At 35.2% G+C, this 24221-nt stretch carries 19 protein-coding genes and 1 pseudogene; 13 read left to right on the top strand and 7 right to left on the bottom strand.

Translation table 11 applies throughout. The annotated features are described in order from the left end of the window. Positions 1-68: 68 nt before the first annotated feature. On the bottom strand, positions 69-626 hold the full coding sequence (locus FJOH_RS26845) for a hypothetical protein (RefSeq protein WP_012025349.1): 558 nt from the start codon (positions 624-626) through the stop codon (positions 69-71). Between the two features lie 186 nt (positions 627-812). Between FJOH_RS26845 and FJOH_RS17430 the strand changes: the two genes are divergently transcribed. The 3 genes from FJOH_RS17430 (at position 813) to FJOH_RS17420 (ending at position 2923) form a co-directional block, all read left to right on the top strand. Next, positions 813-1409, top strand: a complete 597-nt coding sequence (locus tag FJOH_RS17430; protein ID WP_012025348.1) for a YciE/YciF ferroxidase family protein — start codon at positions 813-815, stop codon at positions 1407-1409. Positions 1410-1484: 75 nt separating this feature from the next. Continuing rightward, positions 1485-2216: a DNA-formamidopyrimidine glycosylase family protein gene (locus tag FJOH_RS17425; protein WP_012025347.1), complete on the top strand. Its 732-nt coding sequence runs from the start codon at positions 1485-1487 to the stop codon at positions 2214-2216. Continuing rightward, entirely contained in the window at positions 2213-2923 is a 711-nt protein-coding gene (locus FJOH_RS17420; RefSeq protein WP_012025346.1) for a DUF72 domain-containing protein, read from the top strand. Before FJOH_RS17425 ends, FJOH_RS17420 begins: the two co-directional genes overlap by 4 nt. Before the next feature lie 133 nt (positions 2924-3056). Here FJOH_RS17420 and FJOH_RS17415 read toward each other — a convergent pair whose 3' ends face one another. After that, positions 3057-3557: a pyridoxamine 5'-phosphate oxidase family protein gene (locus FJOH_RS17415; protein WP_012025345.1), complete on the bottom strand. Its 501-nt coding sequence runs from the start codon at positions 3555-3557 to the stop codon at positions 3057-3059. Positions 3558-3768: 211 nt separating this feature from the next. Between FJOH_RS17415 and FJOH_RS17410 the strand changes: the two genes are divergently transcribed. Then, positions 3769-4197: a response regulator gene (locus tag FJOH_RS17410; RefSeq protein ID WP_044047822.1), complete on the top strand. Its 429-nt coding sequence runs from the start codon at positions 3769-3771 to the stop codon at positions 4195-4197. Positions 4198-4256: 59 nt separating this feature from the next. On the opposite strand, the gene FJOH_RS17405 is transcribed toward FJOH_RS17410, so the two are convergent. Then, complete coding sequence (locus tag FJOH_RS17405) at positions 4257-7463, bottom strand: PAS domain-containing protein (protein WP_012025343.1); 3207 nt, start codon at positions 7461-7463, stop codon at positions 4257-4259. Between the two features lie 224 nt (positions 7464-7687). Here FJOH_RS17405 and FJOH_RS17400 point away from each other — a divergent pair, with 224 nt between their 5' ends. Next, complete coding sequence (locus FJOH_RS17400; protein WP_012025342.1) at positions 7688-8026, top strand: hypothetical protein; 339 nt, start codon at positions 7688-7690, stop codon at positions 8024-8026. 315 nt (positions 8027-8341) lie between these two features. Next, entirely contained in the window at positions 8342-9136 is a 795-nt protein-coding gene (locus FJOH_RS17395) for a hypothetical protein (protein ID WP_012025341.1), read from the top strand. Positions 9137-9465: 329 nt separating this feature from the next. Here FJOH_RS17395 and FJOH_RS17390 read toward each other — a convergent pair whose 3' ends face one another. Continuing rightward, entirely contained in the window at positions 9466-9726 is a 261-nt protein-coding gene (locus tag FJOH_RS17390) for a SemiSWEET family sugar transporter (RefSeq protein ID WP_012025340.1), read from the bottom strand. A 133-nt stretch (positions 9727-9859) separates the two neighbouring features. Next, a complete protein-coding gene (locus FJOH_RS17385; RefSeq protein ID WP_012025339.1) occupies positions 9860-10708 on the bottom strand; it encodes an SDR family oxidoreductase in 849 nt (282 codons plus the stop codon). A gap of 365 nt (positions 10709-11073) precedes the next feature. Between FJOH_RS17385 and FJOH_RS17380 the strand changes: the two genes are divergently transcribed. The 5 genes from FJOH_RS17380 to FJOH_RS17360 all read left to right on the top strand — a co-directional run bounded on the left by FJOH_RS17380 (position 11074) and on the right by FJOH_RS17360 (position 17760). Beyond that, positions 11074-12291: a hybrid sensor histidine kinase/response regulator gene (locus FJOH_RS17380; RefSeq protein ID WP_012025338.1), complete on the top strand. Its 1218-nt coding sequence runs from the start codon at positions 11074-11076 to the stop codon at positions 12289-12291. 15 nt (positions 12292-12306) lie between these two features. Further along, positions 12307-15876, top strand: coding sequence for a response regulator (locus FJOH_RS17375; protein ID WP_012025337.1), 3570 nt, complete (start codon positions 12307-12309; stop codon positions 15874-15876). Positions 15877-16012: 136 nt separating this feature from the next. Continuing rightward, a complete protein-coding gene (locus tag FJOH_RS17370) occupies positions 16013-16378 on the top strand; it encodes a response regulator (protein WP_012025336.1) in 366 nt (121 codons plus the stop codon). Between the two features lie 6 nt (positions 16379-16384). After that, positions 16385-17194 carry a CheR family methyltransferase gene (locus tag FJOH_RS17365; protein WP_012025335.1) on the top strand — a complete coding sequence of 270 codons (810 nt, stop codon included), beginning with the start codon at positions 16385-16387 and terminating at the stop codon, positions 17192-17194. Next, on the top strand, positions 17176-17760 hold the full coding sequence (locus FJOH_RS17360) for a chemotaxis protein CheB (RefSeq protein ID WP_012025334.1): 585 nt from the start codon (positions 17176-17178) through the stop codon (positions 17758-17760). The genes FJOH_RS17365 and FJOH_RS17360 overlap by 19 nt, the downstream gene beginning before the upstream one ends. A gap of 2 nt (positions 17761-17762) precedes the next feature. On the opposite strand, the gene FJOH_RS17355 is transcribed toward FJOH_RS17360, so the two are convergent. Together FJOH_RS17355 and FJOH_RS17350 are read right to left on the bottom strand one after the other, a co-directional pair. After that, positions 17763-18536: a porin family protein gene (locus FJOH_RS17355; RefSeq protein WP_012025333.1), complete on the bottom strand. Its 774-nt coding sequence runs from the start codon at positions 18534-18536 to the stop codon at positions 17763-17765. Positions 18537-18545: 9 nt separating this feature from the next. Then, positions 18546-19667 carry a hypothetical protein gene (locus FJOH_RS17350; RefSeq protein ID WP_012025332.1) on the bottom strand — a complete coding sequence of 374 codons (1122 nt, stop codon included), beginning with the start codon at positions 19665-19667 and terminating at the stop codon, positions 18546-18548. Positions 19668-19926: 259 nt separating this feature from the next. On the opposite strand from FJOH_RS17350, the gene FJOH_RS17345 reads away from it, so the two are divergent. Both FJOH_RS17345 and FJOH_RS17340 read left to right on the top strand, forming a co-directional pair. After that, positions 19927-20250 (top strand): DUF6660 family protein, encoded by a 324-nt coding sequence (locus FJOH_RS17345; protein ID WP_012025331.1) that lies wholly within the window; start codon positions 19927-19929, stop codon positions 20248-20250. A 109-nt stretch (positions 20251-20359) separates the two neighbouring features. Further along, positions 20360-24161: pseudogene (locus FJOH_RS17340) on the top strand (CusA/CzcA family heavy metal efflux RND transporter); the annotation flags it as partial. Positions 24162-24221 lie beyond the last annotated feature (60 nt).

Genomic DNA, 24221 nt, shown 5'->3' with positions numbered 1-24221 from the left:
TTAAATCGCATAAAAAAGCCGTTAAGTTTCAATTCTTAACGGCTTTTTTATTTCAGTTTCCTGAAAAATTACAATCTTCTTTTGTCTTCTTCTGTGTAATCATCGTCTTCCTGAACATCATCTTCAACATAATCATTGTTTTCGTCTTCTTCGTCCTCTTCATCGTCAATGTCATCAAGATCATCTTCAGTTTCGTTAAAATCGTTTTCAAAAGTATCAGCCGGATTATCAAATTCGTCATTTTCTACTTCTTCATCAAGATCTTCTTCGATGTATTCTTCTTCATCTTCATCTTCATCTTCTTCATCAAGGTCATTTTCATCTTCTAAAACAACTTCATAGATAGTATCATTATTATCTTCAAGATCTCTGTCTTTATGGAAGTCATCATCTAAATCATCCAAATCGTCGTCGTAGAGCTCCGATCTCTCATCGGGATTAGGTTTGTTAGGGTTGTGCCCATTTCGTACCGTAAAACCACGCTCTGCATCTTCTGCGGGATTGTTTTGAGTTTCGCGAGTATTTAAATCGTAAAGTTCCTCATTCATTACCGTATTTCTTTCTTCGGTATTTGGACTTCCCGGATCTCTGGGAAAAGTGCTGTTTGTTTTATCTGTAGTATTCATGATGTTTTATTTTAAATAGTTATAGATACAAATCTAATTCTGAATGTTAAAGATTTTCTTATAGAATTGTCTGATGTAATTGTATAATTAACAGATGTTTAGAATGAAATTTAATTTGTAAATAGTATAACCCTGCAGATAATAACGGCACTAATTTTACAATATTAATTATTAAAAAATTATACCATGAAAACTACACAAAACAAGAAGGAAACCAAGTCAAAAAATACAACGACAAAGGAAACTGTAAAAAAAGGGGTTACAAAACCAAAATCTAACGCAGCCGCGGGCTTGTCAGAATTATTTGAAGACGGGCTAAAAGATATTTACTGGGCAGAGAAAGCGCTCACAAAAGCATTACCGGCAATGGCAAAAAATGCAACATCGCCAGAATTGATCGATGCAATCAATAATCACTTAACCGAAACTGAGGAACAAATAACTCGTTTAGAAAAAGTTTTTGATTTAATTGGAAAAAAAGCAACGGCTAAAAAATGCGATGCAATGGAAGGTTTAATCGAAGAAGGAAAAGGAATTCTGGAAGAAACAGAAATAGGAGTAGTTCGTGATGCCGGAATTATTGCGGCAAGCCAAAAAATAGAACACTACGAAATCGCAACGTATGGAACTTTAAGACAGTTTGCTGAAACACTTGGTTATACTGAAGCTGTTACTTTACTGGAACAAACACTGGATGAAGAAAAAGGAGCCGATAAATTATTGACAGAAGTTGCTGTAAACGCTGTAAATCTTGAAGCTGCAGAAGTAGAAATGGAAGAATAACAACCTTCTTACCACATCAAAAGTGCAGTTTAAAAGACTGCACTTTTTTTTCATTAAAAATTTAAAACGAAAGTTATGCCCGAAGGTCCGTCTATATTGATTTTAAAAGAAGAAGTACAGCAGTTTGCAGGTAAAAGGATAATTGAAGTTTCTGGAAACGCCAGTATTGATCTGGAACGTTTACAAGATAAAACGATCTTATCTTTTAAAACCTGGGGAAAGCATTTTTTAATTTGTTTCGATGATTTTACAATAAGAATTCATTTAATGATGTTTGGAACGTACAGAATCAACGAAAAAAAAGAAACTGCACCAAGGCTGCATTTGGGATTTTCTAACGGAGAAATCAACTTTTATACCTGTTCCATAAAAGTTTTAGAAGGTGCTGTAGATCAATATTACGATTGGAGCGAAGATGTTTTAAATGAAAACTGGAATCCCAAAAAAGCGAAAATAAGCCTTGATAAAATTCCAAATGAAAAAATATGCGATGCGATTTTAGATCAAAATATATTTTCGGGAGTAGGGAATATTATTAAAAACGAAGTTTTATACCGATGTTTTGTTCACCCGGAATCTTTGGTTGGAAAAATACCGCCAGAGAAGATCGACGAACTTATAGCCGAATGTTCGATTTACAGTTTTGAATTTTTGTATTGGAAAAAGAAATTTGAACTCAAAAAACACTGGCTTGCATATTCTCAAAAAGAATGTAAAAGATGCAGTTTACCGATGATAAAAAAACCGACAGGGAAGAAAAAACGCCGTAGTTTTTTCTGTACCAACTGCCAACAACTTCACTCATGAAAAATAAAATATTAATAGGATGTTCAAGCTATAATAATCGGTATTGGAAGGGAATTTTCTACCCTGACAATATGACAGCTAGTGGTATGTTTGAGTTTTATTACCAGCACTTTAACACGTATGAGTTCAATGGAAGCTTTTATAGGTTTCCAACGCTTAAAGTTTTTACAAACTGGTATAATAAATCGCCGGAAGAGTTCCTTTTTTCGGTAAAAGCGCCCAAAGAAATCACACATATTAAACAATTTTCAGACTGTGAAAATCTGATTTCAGAATTTTATAATGTCTGTAAAATGGGTTTAAAAGAAAAGCTCGCTTGTGTATTATTTCAGTTTCCGCCAAGCTATTATTTTACTTTGGAAAGATTACATCATATTATTAAAAATTTAGATTTAAAATTTCAAAATGTAATCGAATTTCGACATGAATCCTGGTGGAATGACACCGTTTGGGATGCTTTTTTAGAAAATAATATTACGTTTTGCAGTGTAAGCCACCCGCAGTTACCACAGACAATTTTTAAAAATTTTCCGCTGGTTTATATTCGTTTACACGGAACTCCAAAAATGTTTTACTCCAGCTATCCACTTCAAGAATTACTTCATATAAGAGATGAAACTCATTTAAAATCAGGATTTATATATTTTAATAATACTGCAAGTGAAGCAGGGATTTTAAATGCTTTAGAATTGAAAAATTTAATTTGAAGATAGATATTTAGCGGCAAAGTTTTTTAACCGCAAAGAGCGCAAAGGTTTACGTAAGGTTCGCAAAGATTAATTCTCTTTGTGACCTTTTATGTAAACCTTTGTGCTCTTTGCGGTTAAAGAATAAAAAAAACTACAGTTTCAAAGTTCCTTCAATCCCGTCATCCATTGTTTTACCAGTTACAAGGGCAGTGGCCATTTTTGCTATGGCAACCATTTTACCGTGTTTGTTGTTCCAGTAATAACCGTCTTCGGGTGTAACTGTGATAACACTTAAATTTGGATCGTCTTCTCCGCCTGGCATCCAGACTTTTACAATAGGATCGTATAATTCTTTGATGGTTTCTCTGTCGTACGAAATCGTTGCGGTTCCGTGCAGTGTAAGGAATTTATCGTGTGGTTCAGAAAAAAATATCTCAACCTGCGGATTTAAAGTAATCTCTGCATTCTGGCTGCTGTTGCGATCAGATAAAAACCAAAGACGTCCTAAATCATCAATTTTTTGAACCGACATTGGTCTTGATTGCAGTCTGTCGCTGTTGTAAGTACAAAACATGCAGGTTTTTATGTTTTCTGCCAAATCTTTGATTTTATTGACAGCAAATTCTTCAGTAAGGTCTTTATGATCTCCCATGGCTTTATTGTTTTAAAGTTTTTATAATTTTAATTGTGTTTATGGAAACACATAAAACAAAGTTGAGATTTTTATAACCGACTCAATTATAGAATTATATTTTAAAATTATCATATTTCAACAAGGTGTTTTTATGAGAATTTTTATACAAATTATTGATTTTTGTATAATTTACCCTATCTTTGGAGAAATAGACCTATCCCCAATATATATGAAAAACTTTACAATTTTTTATACTGATGATGATGAAGATGATTTAAACATCTTTACAGATGCTGTAGAGTCATTATCCAAAGATATTAACCTTAAGACTTACTCAGGCGGGGAAAAGCTTTTAGATGCCATTTATCATCCGCCTCCTGTGCCAAGTGTTATCTTTTTAGATTTAAATATGCCCGGAAAAAATGGTTTTGATGTTTTAAACGAGCTCAAAGGATCTGATAAAAGCGATATTCCGGTTATTATTTTTTCGACATCAAATGAGCCCGGAATCATTGATAAATGCCTCAAATTAGGAGCGAATTATTTTATTACAAAGCCCGTTTTGATGAAAGACATTGTAAAATCAATAGAACATTCTCTCAACATCAACTGGAAAGAATTTGTTCCGGACAGCAAGAATTTTGTATATAAATCGTAGTTACATTTTGATGTAGAAGAAACACCAAACTTATTTACTAAAATGAGTTTGGTGTTTTTTTATAGTTCCGGCAGAAAGATCTTAAAGGTTGCTCCCTGGCCTTTTTCACTGCGTGCTTTTATAACTCCTTTGTGGTTTTCGACAATCTTTTTTACAATTGCCAGTCCAATTCCGGTTCCAGAGAACTCACTTTCAGTATTTAATCTTTGAAAAACCTCAAAAATACGCTCTTTGTATTCGTCGTCAAAGCCAATTCCGTTGTCTGAAATCCTCAAACAAAAGTAAATATTGTTGGGATAATCCACTTTAAAATCCAGTTTGTGACCCACAACACGTCTTGCTTTAATCTGTATTTGAGGCGGTATTCCCTTGCGCGAAAATTTCAATGCATTTCCTATCAAATTATGCAGTAATTGCCTAAGCTGAAACGGCATAACAGTTCCTTCTCCAAGCGGATGAAGATCAATAACAGCTTTCTTTTCTTCAATGCGTTCAGAAAAATCCATTAAGACTTCTTCTACAATTTCGTCCAGATTCGTTTTTACAAAAATCCTTTCGGCAGAATTGGTTCTGGAATAAGTGAGAAGATCCTGAATAAGCGTCTGCATTCTCTTTGCCGAAACTTCAATGCGCTCTAAATAAGTTTTGGCTTTCGCCGAAATATTCTGGTCGTCTAGCTCAGCCAGACGGCTTGCAAAAGTCTGGATTTTTCGAAGCGGTTCCTGTAAATCATGACTCGAAATATAAGCAAAAGACTGAAGTTCAATATTCATATTTATCAAATCCCTGTTCTTAAGTTCCAGTTCCTGAGTACGATCATGAACTTGTTTAGCGAGCATATCTGTAAAATCTCTTTGGTTCTGAATATCAGTACTTGTACCTACCCACATTTGAATCTTTCCTTCAGCATTTCTTTGTGGAATGGCACGGCTCAATTGCCATCGGTATTCGCCATCATGACGGCGGAATCGGTTTTCGAATAAATACTCTTCTCCAGTTTTTACAGATTCCATCCATCGGTTTACATTTCCCTCGCGGTCTTCAGGATGAATAAACTGAAGCCAGCCGTTTTTTTCTACATCTTCTTTAGAAATTCCCGTAAAATCATACAGCGACTGATTGAAATAATCTATATTTCCCATAGCGTCGCTTGTCCATACAAACTGAGGCATTGAATCTGCAAGAACCCTGAATTTTTCCTCACTTTTCATTAAAATCTCATGTCTGTTTTTTTCGTCTGTTACGTCCATAACAGTTCCCAGCATTTTGACAGGATTTTGTAATTCATCAAAAAATATTTTACCATGTACGCGTATCCAGCAGGTGGTATTGTCTGGTTTAAGAACGCGGGCTTCATATTTGTAAATATTAGTTTTTAAAGCCTTTTGATAGGCTTTTTCTAATATAGGCAGATCTGCAATATAAAATCGGTCGAGAATCTGCTGACGTGAAATTTTTATATTCTTTTTTAAACCAAAAAGCTCCGGCAGGTTATCAGAATAAATTAATTGCTGGGTATTAACATTTAAATCCCATGTTACAATTTCGGCAATTTCTGATGCTAATCGGGCCCTTTCCTCGGCATCTTCAACTTTTTTTCGGGCTTCGACTTTTTCTGTAACATCATTTACAGTAATCATAATCGACGATATTTCGCCGTTTTTTTCAAAAAGAGGGGTATATTGATAATCGAGATAATACTTTTTTAATTTACCCTTTATATTCACGTATGCAATAGCTTCGCTTTCCCGAATTGTTTTACCTTCGTATAGTACTTCATCTAGTAATTCGGGAAACTTTTGATTTAATAGCTCCGGAAACACCTCCAGAGCGGGTTTGCCAATAACTTCGCTGGGCTTCTTCTGCCAAATCTCATCAAGCATTGCCGTATTGGCAAGTTCGATGATATAATCGTGGCCTTTAAAAATAGTCATGGCAATTGGCGACTGCATAACCAGATTTCGGAATGCTTTTTCGCTTTCACTCAAAAAATACTTTGCCTTAACAGAATCAGTCACTTCGTAACCCACTACAATTACGCCGGTCACTTCGTTGTTTTCTTCTCGCAAAGGATGAAAAACCAGATTGAAATAACAGTCTTCCTGCTTTCCATAACGGTTTAAAGTAACCAATAACTCATTTGTAAAATACGGGATTCCGTCTTCGTAAACCTGAGAGAGCAGGGGATGAACCGTTTCCTGAGCTTCGGGCACAGAGTCAAAAATTGATTTATGAAGCGTTTGTTCTTCGGTCTTATCAACTATTTGCAAGTATGTTTCATTAACCATTTCCACTACCAGATCAGCTCCTTTTAGAATGGCAATTCCAAGCGGCACCTGTTTTACGATGTTCTTAAAACGTTTTTCGCTTTCTTCAATCGTATTTCGTGCCATTACTTGCAGCGTAACGTCGTTTGCGCTGGCTACAATTCCATAAATAGTGCCGTCGGGTTCTTTCAGCGCTTCATAAACGACATTGATAAAAGTATCGACAACTTTGCCGTTTCGGGTTAGTTTTACCGGAAGTTCATTGGCTGTAAATCTTTCTCCTGTAAGGTAAACCTGCATTAGAATATCTTCTAAACCTCGGCCTGCAGCTTCAGGAAGCGATTTAAAAATAGGTTTGTTTAGGACTTCATGTTCTTCTCGTTCCCATATTTCGAGCATGGGTTCGTTTGCTATTTCTACAATAAAACTGCTTCCTTTAAAAATACACATCGCATTTGGCGCCTGCATAAGATTTTCTCTGTAGCGTTTATTGCTTTCTTCAAGGTTTTTGCGAATGTTTACTTTATCGGTAGTTTCGTTGCAAATCACGAGAACTCCGGCAATATTTCCACCTTCACTTTTTACGGGACTATAACTAAAAGTCCAGTAAACATCTTCCATTTTTCCGTTTCTGTAAATAGGCAGATACAGATCTTCATGCCAGGTAGCTTCGCCTTCGGTTAAAACCTGATTAATCAGCGGACCTATAAAATGCCATATTTCAGGCCAGTATTCGGCGCCTTTTTGTCCCAGTATATGCGGATGTTTCCCATCGTTGCCCAGACTTGGGCGGTAAGCATCATTATAAAAGCAAATATGTTCTGGTCCCCAAAATAAAAACATCGGGAACTTTGAGTTTAACAGAATTCCTAAAGTAGTACAAAGACTCTGCGGCCAGGTTTCTATGGCACCAACAGAAGTATTACTCCAGTCTTTGGCACGAGTTAACGCACCCATTTCGCCTCCTTTTGCAAGGAAATCGTAATTTTTATTAGTCATTAAAAATTTGTTTTTGTTCTAATTGAAACAATGAAATTTATGTAATAAATATAGTACTTTTTACTATATATCATAATGAAATTTAAAATTAATAAAAATTAATTTCGATACTCTTTTGCTTTTTTGAATGAGGCAACATTAAAATCTATTGAGTTAATTTTCATTGGTTTTATTGAAGAACTTTGAATTAAATAAGATTATTACTAATCTGAAATCTGAAAACCATGAAACGAGAGCAAAAACACGAAACCGACTATATACAGAAATATCAAGATGAGGGCTATACTAAAAATTATTTATTTGAAAATGGATGCCTGATTGATTCTGAAACAAAATATGCTTACCAGCCCGACGAAATTTACATTGTAGCCCACCACCGTTATGAAGGAATGAGCGACCCGGATGATATGTCCATCTTATATGTTATTGAAACTAAAGACCAGCAGCGAGGAACCCATTTATTAGGATACGGCCCAACCGCTGATTTAGAAGAAGCTGAATTTTTTAAAGATATCCCAAAAAAGAACTATTCGAAAAATTCGGATATCAATGAACTTACATAAAATAAAATAGATAAGTATTTTTATTTTGCTGAGGAGCAGTTGTTCCAGATTTATCTGGGGCAGCTGTTTTTTCATTTTATGGTCTAAGTTGCTGAGCTGCTAAGGCACTAAGTTTTTTGGTTTTTTAATCTTAATTCTGAGTTTTTTAGAATCTCAGAAACTCTGTGTAAAAATTATGAAATTTCTGATTGAAATTGTATAAGGATTTGACTTACAATTAACACGAAATTTGACTTATACAAAATGAGATATGAAAATACGAATTGTTTTTATACAGATAAGTATTGAAACGATTCTCTAAAGCAAAATAAAAAAATGAGAAAACTTTACTTAAATACTGGAGAATTTGATACCGTTTTTAACGATTTGAAGGACAGTTTCTGCGGAAAACTTACTGCAAAAAACAATGAATATAATTTAGAAATTAATTCAAAATGGACTAAAGGTTCTATAAAAGGAACTCGTTTTGATGATAAAGTATTGTTTATGCACTTTGATCTTGAATTTCATCAGGAAGTAAGTTTAAGTATTGAATCTATGAAAACAGCGCCGGTCTTTTTTGTTTACTGCGAAAATGGAACTGTAAGCCACAGTTTTGGAGCAAATGGTGAAAAGAAAGTATTGAGTAAAAACCAATCAGCTGTTTTAAGTAATTCTTCTGTAATAAACAGTGTATTGTATTTTGAAAGTTACAAACGCATTCAGTTTACATTGTTAGGCATGCCAACGCTTACTAACAGAGATTCTGATCTTGTTTCTCAGGTAAAACAGCGTTTTACCAACGATTCTGGAAATTATATTTATGTGGGAAAAGAGAATCCAAAAATCTCAGATAAAATTCAGGAATACAAGACTGTTCTGCAAAAAGGTATTGTGGGAACGCTTCTTAAAAAAAGCATTTTAAAAAATATTATAGAAATGGAAGTAGAGCAGCACAGTTTCAATTATTTAAAAACATTTGATCCTGTTGTAAATATTGCAAAAAGACAGATTAACGAAATCAAACGAATTTCGACCATGAATTTCTCTGAAATGGTTGCCGCTGCAAAACTTTTTAGAACAAAATATCATTTTTCATTTAAGCCATACAACCAAAAATTAGCTAGCTAAGAAGCATTATATATATTAACTACTATTACGAAAAAAACAGCTTTCCTAAAGAGCTGTTTTTTTATTTAAGATGCTTTTCTAAGGTTCTGAGATGCTAAGGTTCTAAGGTACTAAGATTTTTGGCTCTCTGATTTTACAGGTTAAACGGGTTTTTCACTGGTTTTTTATTTCTTGAAAAACCGCAGACTAAAATTATATTATTCAAATCTTAAAATAAGTTTTAAAGGAGCAAAACTTTGCGTGTCTGCGTCTTTGCGAGATTAAAAACATCCCGAAAAAAACTCAGTATCTTAGAACCTTAGCATCTTAGAACCTTTTTTAAAAAAAAGCTACTCTTTCTTATAAGTAATAATAAAATAAATCATAATAAGGTTAAGACATAAGGAAACACTGTTGGTAATTATTATGGGAAGATCCTCTTTGAGAATTCCGTAAATAATCCAGACAATGATACCGAAAGTCAGAATGCTGAAAGTTTTAAGGGAAATATCCTTGACTTTTTTAGTTTTCCAGACTTTAACAATTTGCGGAACCGTGGATAATGTAATGCAAGCTCCCGCAAATAGTCCTATGATGTCTATAAAATTCATTTTTTTGAGGTTCTAAGGTTATTAAGGTTCTAAGATGCTGATATTCTAGACCTTTGAGTTTTTTCTGCGGTTATTCGTTCATAAAACATTGTGTAAACCTGTTCAATCTGCTAAATCTGCGGGCAAAAAAAATCTAGCCCCCAACTAATTCACCACCGTTAATGTGAATAAACTGTCCGGTAATATAACTGCTGTCTTCGCAGGCCAGAAAAACATAAGCGGGCCCAACTTCAGACGGCTGTCCGGCTCTTTCCATCGGATTGTCTTTTCCAAAATCAGAAACCTTGTCGAAAGTTGCCACGATTAACGGTGTCCATATTGGCCCAGGTGCAACACCATTTACTCTGATTTTTCTTTTTGCAAGCATAGACGAAAGTGATCTTGTAAAACTAACAATTGCACCTTTTGTACTGGCATAATCTGCTAAGTGTTCACTGCCGCGATAAGCCGTAACAGAACTGGTATTGATAATTGTATCGCCTTCTTTTAAATGCGGAAGTGCGGCTTTGGTAATATAGAAATAGGGATAAATATTGGTTTCGAAAGTTTTATGCAGTTGTGCAGCGGTAATTTTTTCTAATTCATTCTGCGGAAATTGTATGGCTGCATTATTCACCAGAACATTTATGGTTTTAAAAGTCGAAACACATTTTTTGACTGCCTCTTTACAGAATTTTTCATCTTTAAGATCACCGCTTATAAGCAGGCATTGCTGTCCTTCTTTTTCAATCATTTCTTTGGTCAGCTTTGCGTCTTTATCTTCTTTTAAATACACAATTGCAATGTTAGCGCCTTCACGGGCAAAATGCACGGCCGCACTTCGGCCAATACCACTGTCTCCGCCAGTAATAAAAGCAGTTTTACCCAAAAGCTTGCCGCTTCCGGTATAATTTTCTCTAATAATTTCTGGTTCCGGATTCATTTTATGTTCGTTTCCCGGAAGTTCTTGTTTCTGTTCCGGGAATGTCTTAGGTTTTTTCATGGCATTGTAATTTTAAGATATTCTTCTAACTTAAAATTAGTGTGTCTTGTATGAAAATACAGACTGTAAGAAATATAATTTTGTCTCAAAAAGATGAAAATTGAATAAAAAAGAAGGAAAAGGATTATTTTTTAGTAATCGCAGTTAATTTTTTGGATTTGTATGAATGCCTGAATCACTGATTAAGTTGAAGTTAATTTATGACATGGGAATTATGTAACGAATTTGATTTTGAATAAAAGTGCATTGTTCTTTAAATTTATACATTTGAAAGTTTTGACTGCTTTTTGAATAGGATCAGATGTTCAAAATAATAAGTAGTAAATAATTTTTTAATTCATAAACGCTTTATCCCCCATAACGGCATGGTATTAATTGTAGATGATATCAAGGCAAATATTATTGCCTTAAAGAAAACATTAGAATTGCACGACATTGACGTAGATACTGCCGAATCTGGAGAAGAAGCGCTGAAAAAAATATTAAAAACAAACTACTGTCTTATTATTATGGACGTACAAATGCCGGGACTTGACGGCTTTGAAGTAGTTAAAATTCTCTCAGGTAATAAACGAACAAAAGATATTCCTGTAATTTTTCTTTCAGCTTTAAATATTGAAAAGAAATACATTTTTAAAGGATATGAAACCGGAGCCGTAGAATATATTACAAAACCGGTTGATACTGATTTGCTGATGCTTAAAGTAAAGACTTTCCTTAAAATTTACGAACAGCAGAACGAACTAAAACTTACCAAAGAACTTCTTTCTAAAGAAATCAAAATTAGAAAAGAAGCACAAGACAATCTCGAAATCAAAATCGCCGAAAGAACCAAAGAACTGGTTTTAAAAAACGAAGAATTAGAGATGAAAAACCACGAATTGCAGCAGTTTGCCTGGGTGGTGTCGCACGACTTAAACGAACCTATACGGAAAATCCAGATTTTTATTAAAATAATTAAAGAACTCTATCTCAAAGAAGATGATAAGGGTATTGATTATGTCAACCGAACAATAAAATCAGCAGAGAGAATGCAGACTTTAATTACAGATCTTCTGGCTTATTCTCGTTTATCTGCACAGGTTAAACCTGAAGTTACAGATTTAAATATCGTTTTGCAGGAAGTCCTTTCTGATTTTGATTATTTAATTGAAAGAAAAAATGCAACTGTAAAAACAACCGAACTTCCAACCATAGATAGTATTCCAAGCCAGCTAAGACAGGTGTTTCAGAATCTTATAGGAAATGCACTCAAATTCTCCGGAGCAAATGAACCTCCATTCATCGAAATAACTTCAGAATTAATTGTCGACAAATCGTTTGACAGCCCGACTTCTCCGGAAGGTAAATACTGCAGGATTATTGTAAAAGACAACGGAATTGGCTTTGATGAAATTTATCTCGACAGGATTTTTATCATTTTTCAAAGCTTAAACGACCGTCAGACTTATGAAGGAACCGGAATTGGTCTTGCAATTGCAAAAAAAATCATCGAAAAACACAACGGATTAATAACCGCAAGGAGTGAAGTAGGCAAAGGCGCGAGCTTTATAATTATTCTTCCTTTAAAATACGAAAAATAAAATAATCTAGAATATATGAATGGTAACTTTAAAAGAAATCTGCTTATAAGTTCATTGGTTTCGCTGTTTGTACTTACTATTAGCTCTGTAGCTTCATTTATTAGCATTAAAAGCCTATTAAACAGCAATTTTTGGGTCAATCATACTCAGGACGTAATTTATAACTTAAACGAAGGATCGTCTATTATCACAGAGGCACAAACCAGTATGAGAGGATATCTTCTTACGGGTGATGAACAGTTTGTAGATCGTTTTAACGATTCTGAAGCCAAATCAAATGCTTATTTTGAAAAGCTGGATGAACTTACATCTGATAATATCTCGCAGCAAAAACTGTTAGAACAACTGCGTTCTAAACGTTCAGGTTTCTTTAAATACCTAAACAATCAGATTGTTAAAAAGCGTTTAAGCAAAGAAACATTAATCTTTGACTTAAACGAAGGACGAAACATGATGAATGAAATCAAGGCGATTATTAAGAAAGTTGAAAATACAGAACAAAGACTTTTAGAAGAACGCAATGCCAATTCTGAGCGTTATGGAACGTATAGTTTGATTTTAATAGTAGTGGCTTTTTTCATCGCTTTTATTATTTCGATAGTATTCTTATTTCGTATTTTAAAAGATTACAACGAACGTTCGTTACTGCAGAGAGAACTGGAGAAAAAAGACATAGAAACTGCTCAGAGGATTGAAGCAATCAGTACAATCGCCAGTAATATTTCAAAAGGAAATTATGACATTCGTGTAGACGATACAAAAGCCGATGCACTTGGAAGTGTAGGAGAGTCGTTAAATTATATGGGAGTTTCTCTTAAAAACTCTTTCGATTTATTGTCTCAAAAAGAATGGCTTCAAACCGGAGTAGCAGAATTAAACAATGTAATGCTGGGAGAAAAAACGCTGCAAAAACTTTCTAAAGATGTTATTGAGTTTTTATGCCAGTATACCAACAGCAGTGCAGGTGTTTTGTATGTTTTAGAAGATAACGAATTGATATCTTCAGGAGGTTACAGCTATATACCGAGTAAAAATCGTGAAAGAATCCAGAAAGGCGAAGGCTTAATTGGTCAGGCTATTACTTCAGGAAAAATTCTGGAATTAAAAACCTTATCGCCCGATGATATTCAGATTAATTATGCTTTGGGACAAATTAAACCAACGCATGTTGTGGCACTTCCTTTAATAGATAACAAAATTGAAGGTGCAGTTGAACTGGCCAGTATTTATGGTTTTTCAGAACTTCATTTAGAGTTTTTAAAATCAGTTGGAAACAATATTGGAATTGCAATTCGTTCTACTCAAAACAGAAAACGAGTTCTTGAATTGTTAGAAGAAACCAAATCACAGTCAGAAGAACTTCAGGTACAGCACAGCGAACTGGAAGCAATTAATGCAGAATTAGAGGCGCAGACCGAAAAACTTCAGGCTTCTGAAGAAGAATTGCGTGTACAGCAGGAAGAACTGGAGCAGACTAATGAAGAGCTTTCGGAAAGAAGTGTTTTACTGGAAGAAAAAAACAATGAAATCCAAAAGAAATCAGAAGCTTTGGAATTAACAACTCGTTACAAATCAGAGTTTTTGGCCAATATGTCGCATGAATTAAGAACACCTCTGAACTCGATTTTACTTCTAAGCCGATTATTATCTGAAAATAATAATCAAAGCATGAACAATGAAGAAATCGAATTTGCTAAAGTAATTCAAAGTTCAGGAAACAGTTTATTAGGTTTAATTGATGAAATTCTGGATTTATCTAAAATCGAGGCTGGAAAAATGGAGCTTGAATTCCTTGATGTTACGACCAAAGAAATCACAGATACGCTTTGGAACTTATTTAATTTTGTAGCCAAAGAAAAAGGAATTGAGTTTGAAATTATTTCTAAAGATGCACCGCTTGTTATTAAAACAGATAAAATGCGTTTAGAACAAATTCTAAAAAACTTGATTTCAAACGCCATCAAATTTACCGAAAAAGGAAAAGTAAGCTTAGAAATAAAAATAGATACAGACGACGATAAAATTATTTGTTTTATTGTAAAAGACACCGGAATTGGAATTCCGCTAGAAAAACAGCCATTGGTTTTTGAAGCATTTCAACAGGCAGACGGTTCTACAAAACGCAAATACGGCGGTACTGGTCTAGGATTGTCAATAAGCAGGGAGCTGGCCAAACTGCTTAGAGGAGAAATTGTTTTACATAGTAAAGTAAACGAAGGAAGCTCGTTTACATTATGTCTGCCTGTTTATGGTTCGGCAATTCATAAAGTAAATGTAGAAAAAATACCGCCGACAGATTTTACAGAAATCGATTCAGAAACAGAGCCAGTCGTATCAAAAAAATACATAAGCCCTGTGATTCCTGATGAAATTGACGATGACAGAGAGTATATAAAACAAGGCGACAAAGTAATTTTGATTATTGAAGACGATATTAATTTTGCAAAATCACTATTGGCATTTACACGTCAAAAAGGATATAAAGGAATTGTAGCCGTACGTGGTGATTATGCCTTAAACTTTACTTTATTGTATAAACCGGTTGGAGTTTTACTTGATATTGAACTTCCGGTAAAAAGCGGCTGGGAGGTTCTGGAAGAACTTAAAAATCATGCAGAAACCAAACATATTCCGGTTCACATTATGTCATCACATAAACTAAAACAGGAAAGTTTATTAAAAGGAGCAGTAGATTTCTTAGACAAACCGGTAGCGTTCGATAAAATTCCAGATGTGTTTTTACGTATAGAACATATTATTAATAAAGAAGCCCAAAAGGTTTTAATTATCGAAGACAATCCAAAACATGCCAAAGCACTTGCTTATTTCTTAGAGACCTATAACATTAATTCAGAAATAAAAAGCGAAGTTGCCGATGGAATTCAGGCCTTAGGCAAAACCGAAGTAGACTGCGTGATTCTGGATATGGGAATTCCGGATAAACAAGCATATCAAATTCTGGACGGCGTGAAGAAAAATCCGGGCTTAGAGAAACTTCCCGTAATTGTATTTACAGGAAAAAGTCTGTCATTAAAAGAAGAAGTAAAAATTAAAAAATATGCTGATTCTATTATTGTAAAAACAGCACATTCTTATCAAAGAATGCTCGATGAAGTTTCATTGTTCCTGCATTTGGTAGAAGATAAAAAAGAAGGAGGAGACAAAAAAGACGGACATAAAAAGCTAAATTTACTTAACAATATCCTGCACGATAAAAAAGTACTGATTGTAGACGACGATGTTCGTAATATTTATTCGCTTACAAAAGCATTAGAAGTTTTCAAAATGACCATTATTACGGCATTTGACGGAAATGATGCAATAAAGGTTTTAAGCGAAAACCCAGATACCGATGTTGTTTTATTAGATATGATGATGCCGCACATGGACGGTTATGAAACAGCCGAAAAAATACGCGCTAATCCTAAGTTCTTAAATCTTCCGGTAATTGCCGTTACAGCAAAAGCAATGACAGGAGACAGAGAAAAATGTATAAAAGCAGGAGCTTCAGATTATATTACAAAACCGGTAGACGTAGATCAGCTATTATCATTATTGAGAGTTTGGCTGTATGATAGGGTTTAAAAGAAAAAAGTTTAGCCGCAGATTACCAGATTATAAGGATTCTGAAATTCGGCTATAGTAAAGAAAAGATAAATGCTGCAGATTTTAATAGATTAAAAATCCCTTTAATCTGCGGCACAAAAAATATAAAACAAATATGAGTAAAAAACGACTTTTAATTGTAGATGACGATTCCAGAAATATATTCGCATTAACGCATACTTTGCGCGTCAAATCATACGATTGTTTGTCTTGCACAAGTGCCGAAGAAGCTTTAAAACTGCTGAAATCTGATGAAGAGATCGACGCTGTTTTACTGGATATGATGATGCCCGAAATGGACGGTTACGATGCAATTCCGTTAATAAAAGCAATTCCGTCCAGAAAATCGGTATTTGTTATTGCAGTTACTGCCCAGGCTATGACAGGCGATAAAGAAAAGTGTTTAGAGGCTGGAGCCGATGATTACATCTCTAAACCAGTTGATGTTGATAAGTTACTGCTTATACTAAGCAAAATTTGATGAATTATGATTGAGGATATTGAGCTTGAAACACTTATCAATGAGGTTTATGAATATTATGGTTTTGATTTTAGCAGTTATTCGAGAGCATCGCTAAAAAGACGTGTCTACAGAGTATATCAGCTGGATGGATTTAATCATTTTCATGAATTTTTATCAAAAGTCCGTACAGACCCTGAGTATTATAAAAGAATGGTCGACGAAATAACGGTTAATGTTACCGAGATGTTTCGCGATCCGGCATTTTACAGCATACTCAGAAAAGAAATTTTACCGCTTTTAGGGACAAAACCATTTATCAGATTATGGCATGCCGGCTGTTCAACCGGAGAAGAAGTGTATTCTATGGCCATAATGCTCAAAGAAGCAGGTTTGCTGCATAAATCCTTAATTTATGCAACAGATATTAATGCAACCGTTTTAGATACAGCAAAAAAAGGAATTTTTCCGCTCAGAATGATGAAAGAGTATTCGCAGAACTATCGCGATGCAGGCGGGCAGGAAGATTTTTCGAGTTATTATACTGCCAATTACGGCATAGCCAAATTTAACGAAGAACTGTCGCAAAAAATGGTGTATTCACAGCACAATTTAGTTTCAGACACATCATTTAATGAGTTTGATATGATCTTGTGCCGAAATGTTTTAATTTATTTTGATAATGACCTTCAAAAAAGAGTCATTAATTTATTTGATGAAAGTTTAGCTGTTTTAGGGTTTCTGGCCTTAGGCACAAAAGAAACCATAAAATATTCTATTTCTCCAGGCAAATACAAACAGTTTGAAAAAGAGAAAATATGGAGGAAAATAAAATAATATCTAACTGCCGATTAACTATAATAGGAGGATCAGCAGGGAGCTTAAACGCCTTAATGCAGATTTTACCAGAATTAAAAAGATTGCATAATTTTGCCGTTGTCATAGTATTACACCGCAAAAGCACCGATGACCAGACTTTAGAAGAACTCATTACTTTAAAATCGAGCGTTCCGGTAAAAGCTGTTGAAGACAAAACCAATCTTAAACCAGGTTTTGTCTATGTAGCCCCATCCAACTATCATTTATTATTTGAAAAAGATGATACAATGTCTCTTGATATTTCAGAGAAAATAAATTACAGTCGTCCCAGTATAGATGTTTCTTTCGAGTCGGCAGCAGAAATATACGGAAATTCTCTGGTTGGAATTCTATTATCAGGATCAAACACAGACGGAACAGACGGTTTAAAAGCCATTCAGGCAGGAGGTGGTAAAATTGTAGTGCAGAATCCGCTTTCGGCAGATATGCCTTTCATGCCTAATAATGCTATTTTATTTACAAAGCCAGATTATGTTTTAAACAACAAGGAAATATTAGAACTGCTCAATTCAATCAATACCTAAAGTTATTTTTCAGGTTTCGGCCTTTCATCTTCAGGAGGAATAACTTTATATAATTCTGCATCTTGTTCAGCACGTCTCTGCGCTGCTTTTCCTTTTCCAATTGGTATTCCTGCAGTTAAGTACAAAGACCTGTTGTAAACATTTGGTCCGTCGCCTTTCATAACCGGAACCAATCCATAATAATATTGAATGGTAATATTTAATCCGTTGCCTACATTCATGTGATATCCCGTTCCAAAGGCAATTCCGGCATCAATAACCCTGATTTCATCTCTAATTTTTTTCTTGTAAACAACATCATTCTTATTAACTTCATTTTTAAACTCATCAAAAGCCGAAGCCAAAAGTCCCAGCTGAGGTCCTGTTTTAAGATAAATTCTATTTTTAAACTGATATTTAATTAAAATAGGCACATTAAAATATCGAATTTCTCTATTAACAGTTCCACCGGCAAAGGTGTTATCTAAGTTTACATCATCTAAAGAATAAACCGGAATATGGCGTGCACCCATTGGCGATTTTACGATTACCCCCGTATTTATCATCCAAGCCGGATTTTGCTTGGAACGAATGTCAAAATAAAAACCAAGATTAAAACCCGGATTCATACCAGAACTTTCCAAATCAGAAATATCAGAAAGATTGAGACCGCCCTCCAGACCAAATTCCAGAAATGGAGAATTCAGTTTATCACCAAAAATCAAAGAAATCAAAACCTGAGATTTTGCCTGATGTATCGAAAATACCGCGATAAGTAATATTAGACTTTTTTTCATAAACAGGATTTATAATCCAAAACGATATTGTATTCCTCCTAAAGCTTGTGTTCGAGTTCCTAGAAAACCAGCCTCGACCCTAAACATGATATGTTTATTGAGTTGGTATTGAGTACCTACAATAAAATTCCACATATCTTTTGGTCTTTTTTGAAGCGAATATTGAATCGATGACGAATCAGCAGTGCTCAAAGCCCCATCTAAAGTGGATAGAAAATTTCCGGCACTTTCCAGCGCACGATTTGCCGTATTATGTTTAGCCGCGTTAGCAGGATTTTTTTGTTCAGCAGGTGTTAGTCCGCTCCACCAGGTGTCGACTTTTTGCTGATTTTCAGAAACCTTATCTAATCCGTTGTCGACTTTTGCCTGCGCTGTAGATAAATCAATTATATCAGATAAATTAATATTTCCATTTGTATTTCCGGAAATATGAACCCTGAAACCGCCCACCCAAACCGCTATATTTTGGTCTGCTTTAGGAAGTTTAAATGTCTTTCCTAAACGAGGGCCAAATACATACGAAAAAGCAGGTTTATCTAAAGCACTTACATCTGTCCAGGCCATATTCATATCAAGTGCGAGCCACCCGCCGCCAATTCCTATGGTAGGTGTCATCCCAAAACCAAATGTCGTAGCGCTGAAACTTGCTTTTGTACTAAAATTGGCAATTTCAGTCCAATTATTATCAGCATCAGGAATATAAATTCCCGCATTGATTTTTGTTGAAGGATTTGATTTTCCAAAAATACCATAGATGTTTAAAAAAGGGAGCAGCCAAATATCCGGACGAATAGTTAGTGCTCCCGCTTCGACAGAAGATTTATCAAAGCGTACAATTTCGTCTAAATTATACATTGGGCCATTATTAAAACCCACTTGAAGATTACTGATGATAATTTCAGAATCCTGCCAGAAATAATTTAGGGAAAGCCCGGCAGAATATGGAAGTTTGTACCCTTTCTGGGCTACTTTTTCTCCCCAGATAGGAAGTGCATAAGGATAATCGGCAACTTTAAGACTGTCTTTTAACTCTTGGTTTTTTTGTCCTACGATTTTTTCAGTATAAACCTGACCGAAAAAAGAAATACTAGATAATAAAAAAAGGGCTGATATTAGTTTTTTGCATTTCATTGATTAGAGTATTAATTGATTAAAATAAAACTGCTTGAAATAAATATGGACTAATGTATTCTGAAAGGAATTTCGGCTTATCTTTTTGTCTTACTGGAGTATAAAATGATTGTATTAAGAGGGAATTATATGTTAATTAGTGTTAAAGTTAACTAAAAATTCCTTTGTTGAGAATTATTTTTTTAATAAAAATGATTTAGAATCAGTGTTTTACATATTTTTTTGAAAGCAAAAGAAATAATGTATTATTTTTACAGTCATGAAATGGATCACTATTTTATTGTCAATTTATTTGATGGCACTTTCAAATATGCCCTGCGCAGATATGGAAGTAAATAGTGCTATGCATAAAACGGCGCAGTTTGCTTCAGAAGACAATCATTCGCATGATAAAGACAATGATTTGTGTTCTCCGTTTTGTGCCTGTAACTGTTGCGGCGCACAGGTTTTAAGTTACCATTCTGCTGTAAGTTTTGAGTTTCCTAAAACTTACAATCAAATTTCAATAGTTTTACCAAGTTACAGTTCTGTTTTTATTTCCAATTTCTACGGAAGTATTTGGCAGCCCCCTCAAATAGCATAATGATTATGCCTGTCCGGTAAAGATCGGAAACGGGCGAGAGAGTTGTGGACTTTCCACACGTTTACAGACAATTTAATTTGTCTAATTTCTCACGTCATTATATATTCAAATGTTAGATAAAATCATTCAGTTTAGTATACGAAACAAATTCGTAATACTATTATTTACCCTTGTGCTTATTGCCTGGGGAAGCTATTCGCTTAAAAATTTACCGCTCGATGCCCTGCCGGATGTAACCAACAATCAGGTTCAGATTATTACCACAGCGCCAACACTGGCAAGTCAGGAAGTAGAGCAATTAATTACGTATCCATTAGAAAGAGCTGTAAAGACAGTTCCAGATGTAATAGAACTCCGCAGTATTTCCCGTTTCGGATTATCGGTTGTAACCGTTGTTTTTGAAGACGATGTCGATATTTACTGGGCCCGCGAACAAATATTCCAACGCTTAAAACAAGCTGAAGAAAACATTCCGGATTATGTAAACTCTCCAGAATTAGCACCAATTTCTACAGGATTGGGAGAAATTTACCAATACGATGTTTATGCCAAAAAAGGGTATGAAAACAAATACAGTGCTGTAGAGCTAAGAACGATTCAGGATTGGATTATTATTCCGCAATTACAGGGAATTAAAGGAGTTGCAGATGTAAGTACATGGGGCGGAAAACTCAAACAATTTGAAATCGCCGTAAACCCAAATATGCTGAATAGTCTGGGAGTTACTATTACCGAAATTTTTGATGCTTTAGAAAAAAACAATCAAAATACCGGAGGCGCTTATATCGAAAAAGATCAATATACCTATTTTATTCGAGGTGTCGGGATGGCAAAAGGTGTAAAAGACCTTGAAAATGTAGTAGTAAAAAACCGAAATGGTTCTCCGGTTTTGGTACGCAATGTAGCGCAGGTACGCGAAGGTGTGGCATTGCGTTATGGAGCATCAACCAAAGACGGAAAAGGAGAAATTGTGTCTGGTATGGTTTTAATGCTGAAAGGAGAAAACTCCAGCGCCGTTGTAAATCGTGTTCACGAAAAAATGGCACAAATAAACAAAAGCCTTCCCGAAGGAGTTGTTGCCGAAGCCTTTATTGATAGAGGAAAACTGGTTGATAATTCTATTAAAACCGTTGCCAAGAATTTATTAGAAGGGGCTTTAATCGTTATTTTCGTTCTGATTTTGTTTTTAGGAAACCTTCGTGCGGGATTAATTGTTGCTTCTGTAATTCCATTGGCAATGCTGTTTGCCGTTATTTTAATGAATGCCTTTGGCGTAAGCGGCAACCTAATGAGTCTTGGTGCGATAGATTTCGGAATTATAGTCGACGGAGCAGTAATTATTGTCGAAGCGACGATGCATCATCTGCAGAAATTCAAAAACAAAAAAGAATTAACGCAGGAAGAAATGGACGAAGAAGTTTACAATTCGGCTTCAAAAATAAGGAACAGTGCCGCTTTTGGAGAAATTATCATTCTTATTGTTTATCTGCCAATTCTGGCTTTAATTGGAACCGAAGGAAAGATGTTCAAGCCAATGGCTATGACAGTTGGTTTTGCCATTATTGGAGCATTTATTCTTTCGCTTACTTATATCCCAATGATGAGTGCTTTGTTTCTTTCTAAAAAGACAGAACACAAAGAAAACTTCAGTGACCGTATGATTGCATGGTTAGAAAGCCGTTATATGCCTTTGTTGAAAAAAGCTTTAGCGTTTAAAAAAGTTGTGCTTTCTGTTGCCATTGGGTTATTTGCTTTAGCTCTTATTGTTTTCCAAAATATGGGAGGCGAATTTATTCCGACAATCGAAGAAGGCGATTTGGCTATCAATGCTACCATTATGACGGGAAGTTCGCTTACGCAGATGGTAGAAACGACGACTAAATACGAACAGATTCTGAAAGCCAAATTCCCTGAAATTAAAACGATTGTCACCAAAATAGGAAGCGGTGAAATCCCAACTGATCCAATGCCAATTGAAAGCGGGGATTTAATTATTGTTCTAAAAGACAAAAAAGAATGGAAAGGCAAATACCATAATTGGGAAGAACTGGCAAATGCCATGAAAGAAGAAATGGAAGTAATTCCAGGAGCCAATATCGAAATCTCTCAGCCAATTCAGATGCGTTTTAATGAGTTAATGACAGGAAGCCGCTCTGATATTGCGATCAAGATTTTTGGTGATGATTTGGAAATTCTGGATGCTAAAGCGACTGAATTGATTTCGAAAATAAAAGGAATCGACGGAATTGGTGATTTAAAAGCCGATAAAGTAACGGGACTGCCGCAAATTACCATTAAATACGATTATGATAAAATTGCACTTTATGGTCTGAATATTTCTGATATCAACCAAATCATTCGTTCCTCTTTTGCCGGAGAAAGTGCCGGAAAGATTTATGACGAAAGTAAAAGATTTGATGTTGTGGTAAGAATGGACGAAAACAATCGTGCCGATATTACTGATGTGAGCAATTTGTTTATTCCGCTTCCAAGCGGACAGCAGGTTCCGCTTTCTCAGGTAGCTTCTGTTGAATACGAACAAGGACCTGTACAGGTTATCCGCGAAGACGGAAAACGAAGAATTACGGTTGGATTAAACGTGCGTGGGAGAGATATTAAAAGTGTTGTCGAAGAAATTCAGGCAAAACTGGATAAAAGCTTTAAACTTCCAGCAGGTTATTATGTGACGTACGGCGGACAATTTGAAAATTTGATTGAAGCCTCAAAAAGGCTTTCTGTAGCCTTGCCAATTGCTTTGGGACTTATTTTGGTTCTGCTGTATTTTACTTTCAAAAGTGTCAAACAAGCACTGCTGATTTTTAGTGCGATTCCGTTATCCGCCATTGGAGGTGTTTTTGCGCTATCCTTGCGAGGAATGCCGTTTAGTATTTCGGCAGGAATTGGTTTTATTGCCTTATTCGGAATTGCGGTTTTAAATGGAATTGTACTGATTTCGTATTTCAATCAATTAAAAACGGAAGGTATTTTAGATCCGTTTCAGAGAATCCTTATCGGAACCAAAACACGTCTGCGTCCTGTTTTAATGACCGCAGCCGTAGCTTCGTTAGGATTTCTGCCAATGGCATTATCTACAAGCGGCGGGGCAGAAGTACAAAAACCACTGGCAACCGTAGTAATCGGCGGATTAATCTCGGCAACACTATTAACCTTAATCGTTTTACCGACTTTGTATTTATTGTTGGAGCGTGGGTTTAACCGCAAAGAACGCAAAGATTTACGCGAAGAACGCTAAGAAAAATTTAAAGAAAATGAAAAATTTATTATACAGTTTAAGAAAGATAACCTTTGCGAACTCTGCGCATCCTTTGCGAACTTTGCGGTTAAATGAGTTGCTATTGGCAAATAAGGTTTTGTGGTTAAGTGCATTTCTATTAGCAAGTACAGCAACATTTGCACAGCAATCCATAAGTCTAGAAAAAGCAATAGAGCTAGCCAAATCAAACAACATCGATTTAAAAATTGCTGATAAAGAAATCGAACGACAAAACATTTTAAAGAAAACTGCTTTTCAGCCGGATCCATTGCAGGTGCAGTATCAGGGCGGACAGTTTAACAGCGTTGATTTTGATCATAATGTTTCGGTACAGCAGTTTTTTCCACTGGGAAATGTCACAAAAGCCAATAGGCAATTACAGGAAGAACTCGCTAAACTCGCCGAAAAACGAAAAGCATTATCGTCTTATGAATTGGAAAAAGCCGTGACTTTGGCTTATTATCAATATTTGTATGGAGTTTCAATTCAAAAATTAAACTCAGAACTAAATGAGATTTATACCAAATTTCTAAAGAACGCCGAACTTCGATTTAAAACCGGTGAAAGCGGAAATATTGAAGTGATAAGTGCAAAAGCTAAAGTAAAGGAAATTGAAACGCAGAAAGAACAACTAAATTACGATTTGGCGATTTACCAAAAACAGCTTCAGTTTTTTATTCAGACCGATGAAAACATC

The sequence above is a fragment of the Flavobacterium johnsoniae UW101 genome, assembly GCF_000016645.1.
In the GTDB taxonomy this organism is placed as follows: domain Bacteria; phylum Bacteroidota; class Bacteroidia; order Flavobacteriales; family Flavobacteriaceae; genus Flavobacterium; species Flavobacterium johnsoniae.
Note: the sequence above shows the minus strand (reverse complement) of the source record. Positions and strands in the feature narration are given on the sequence as shown.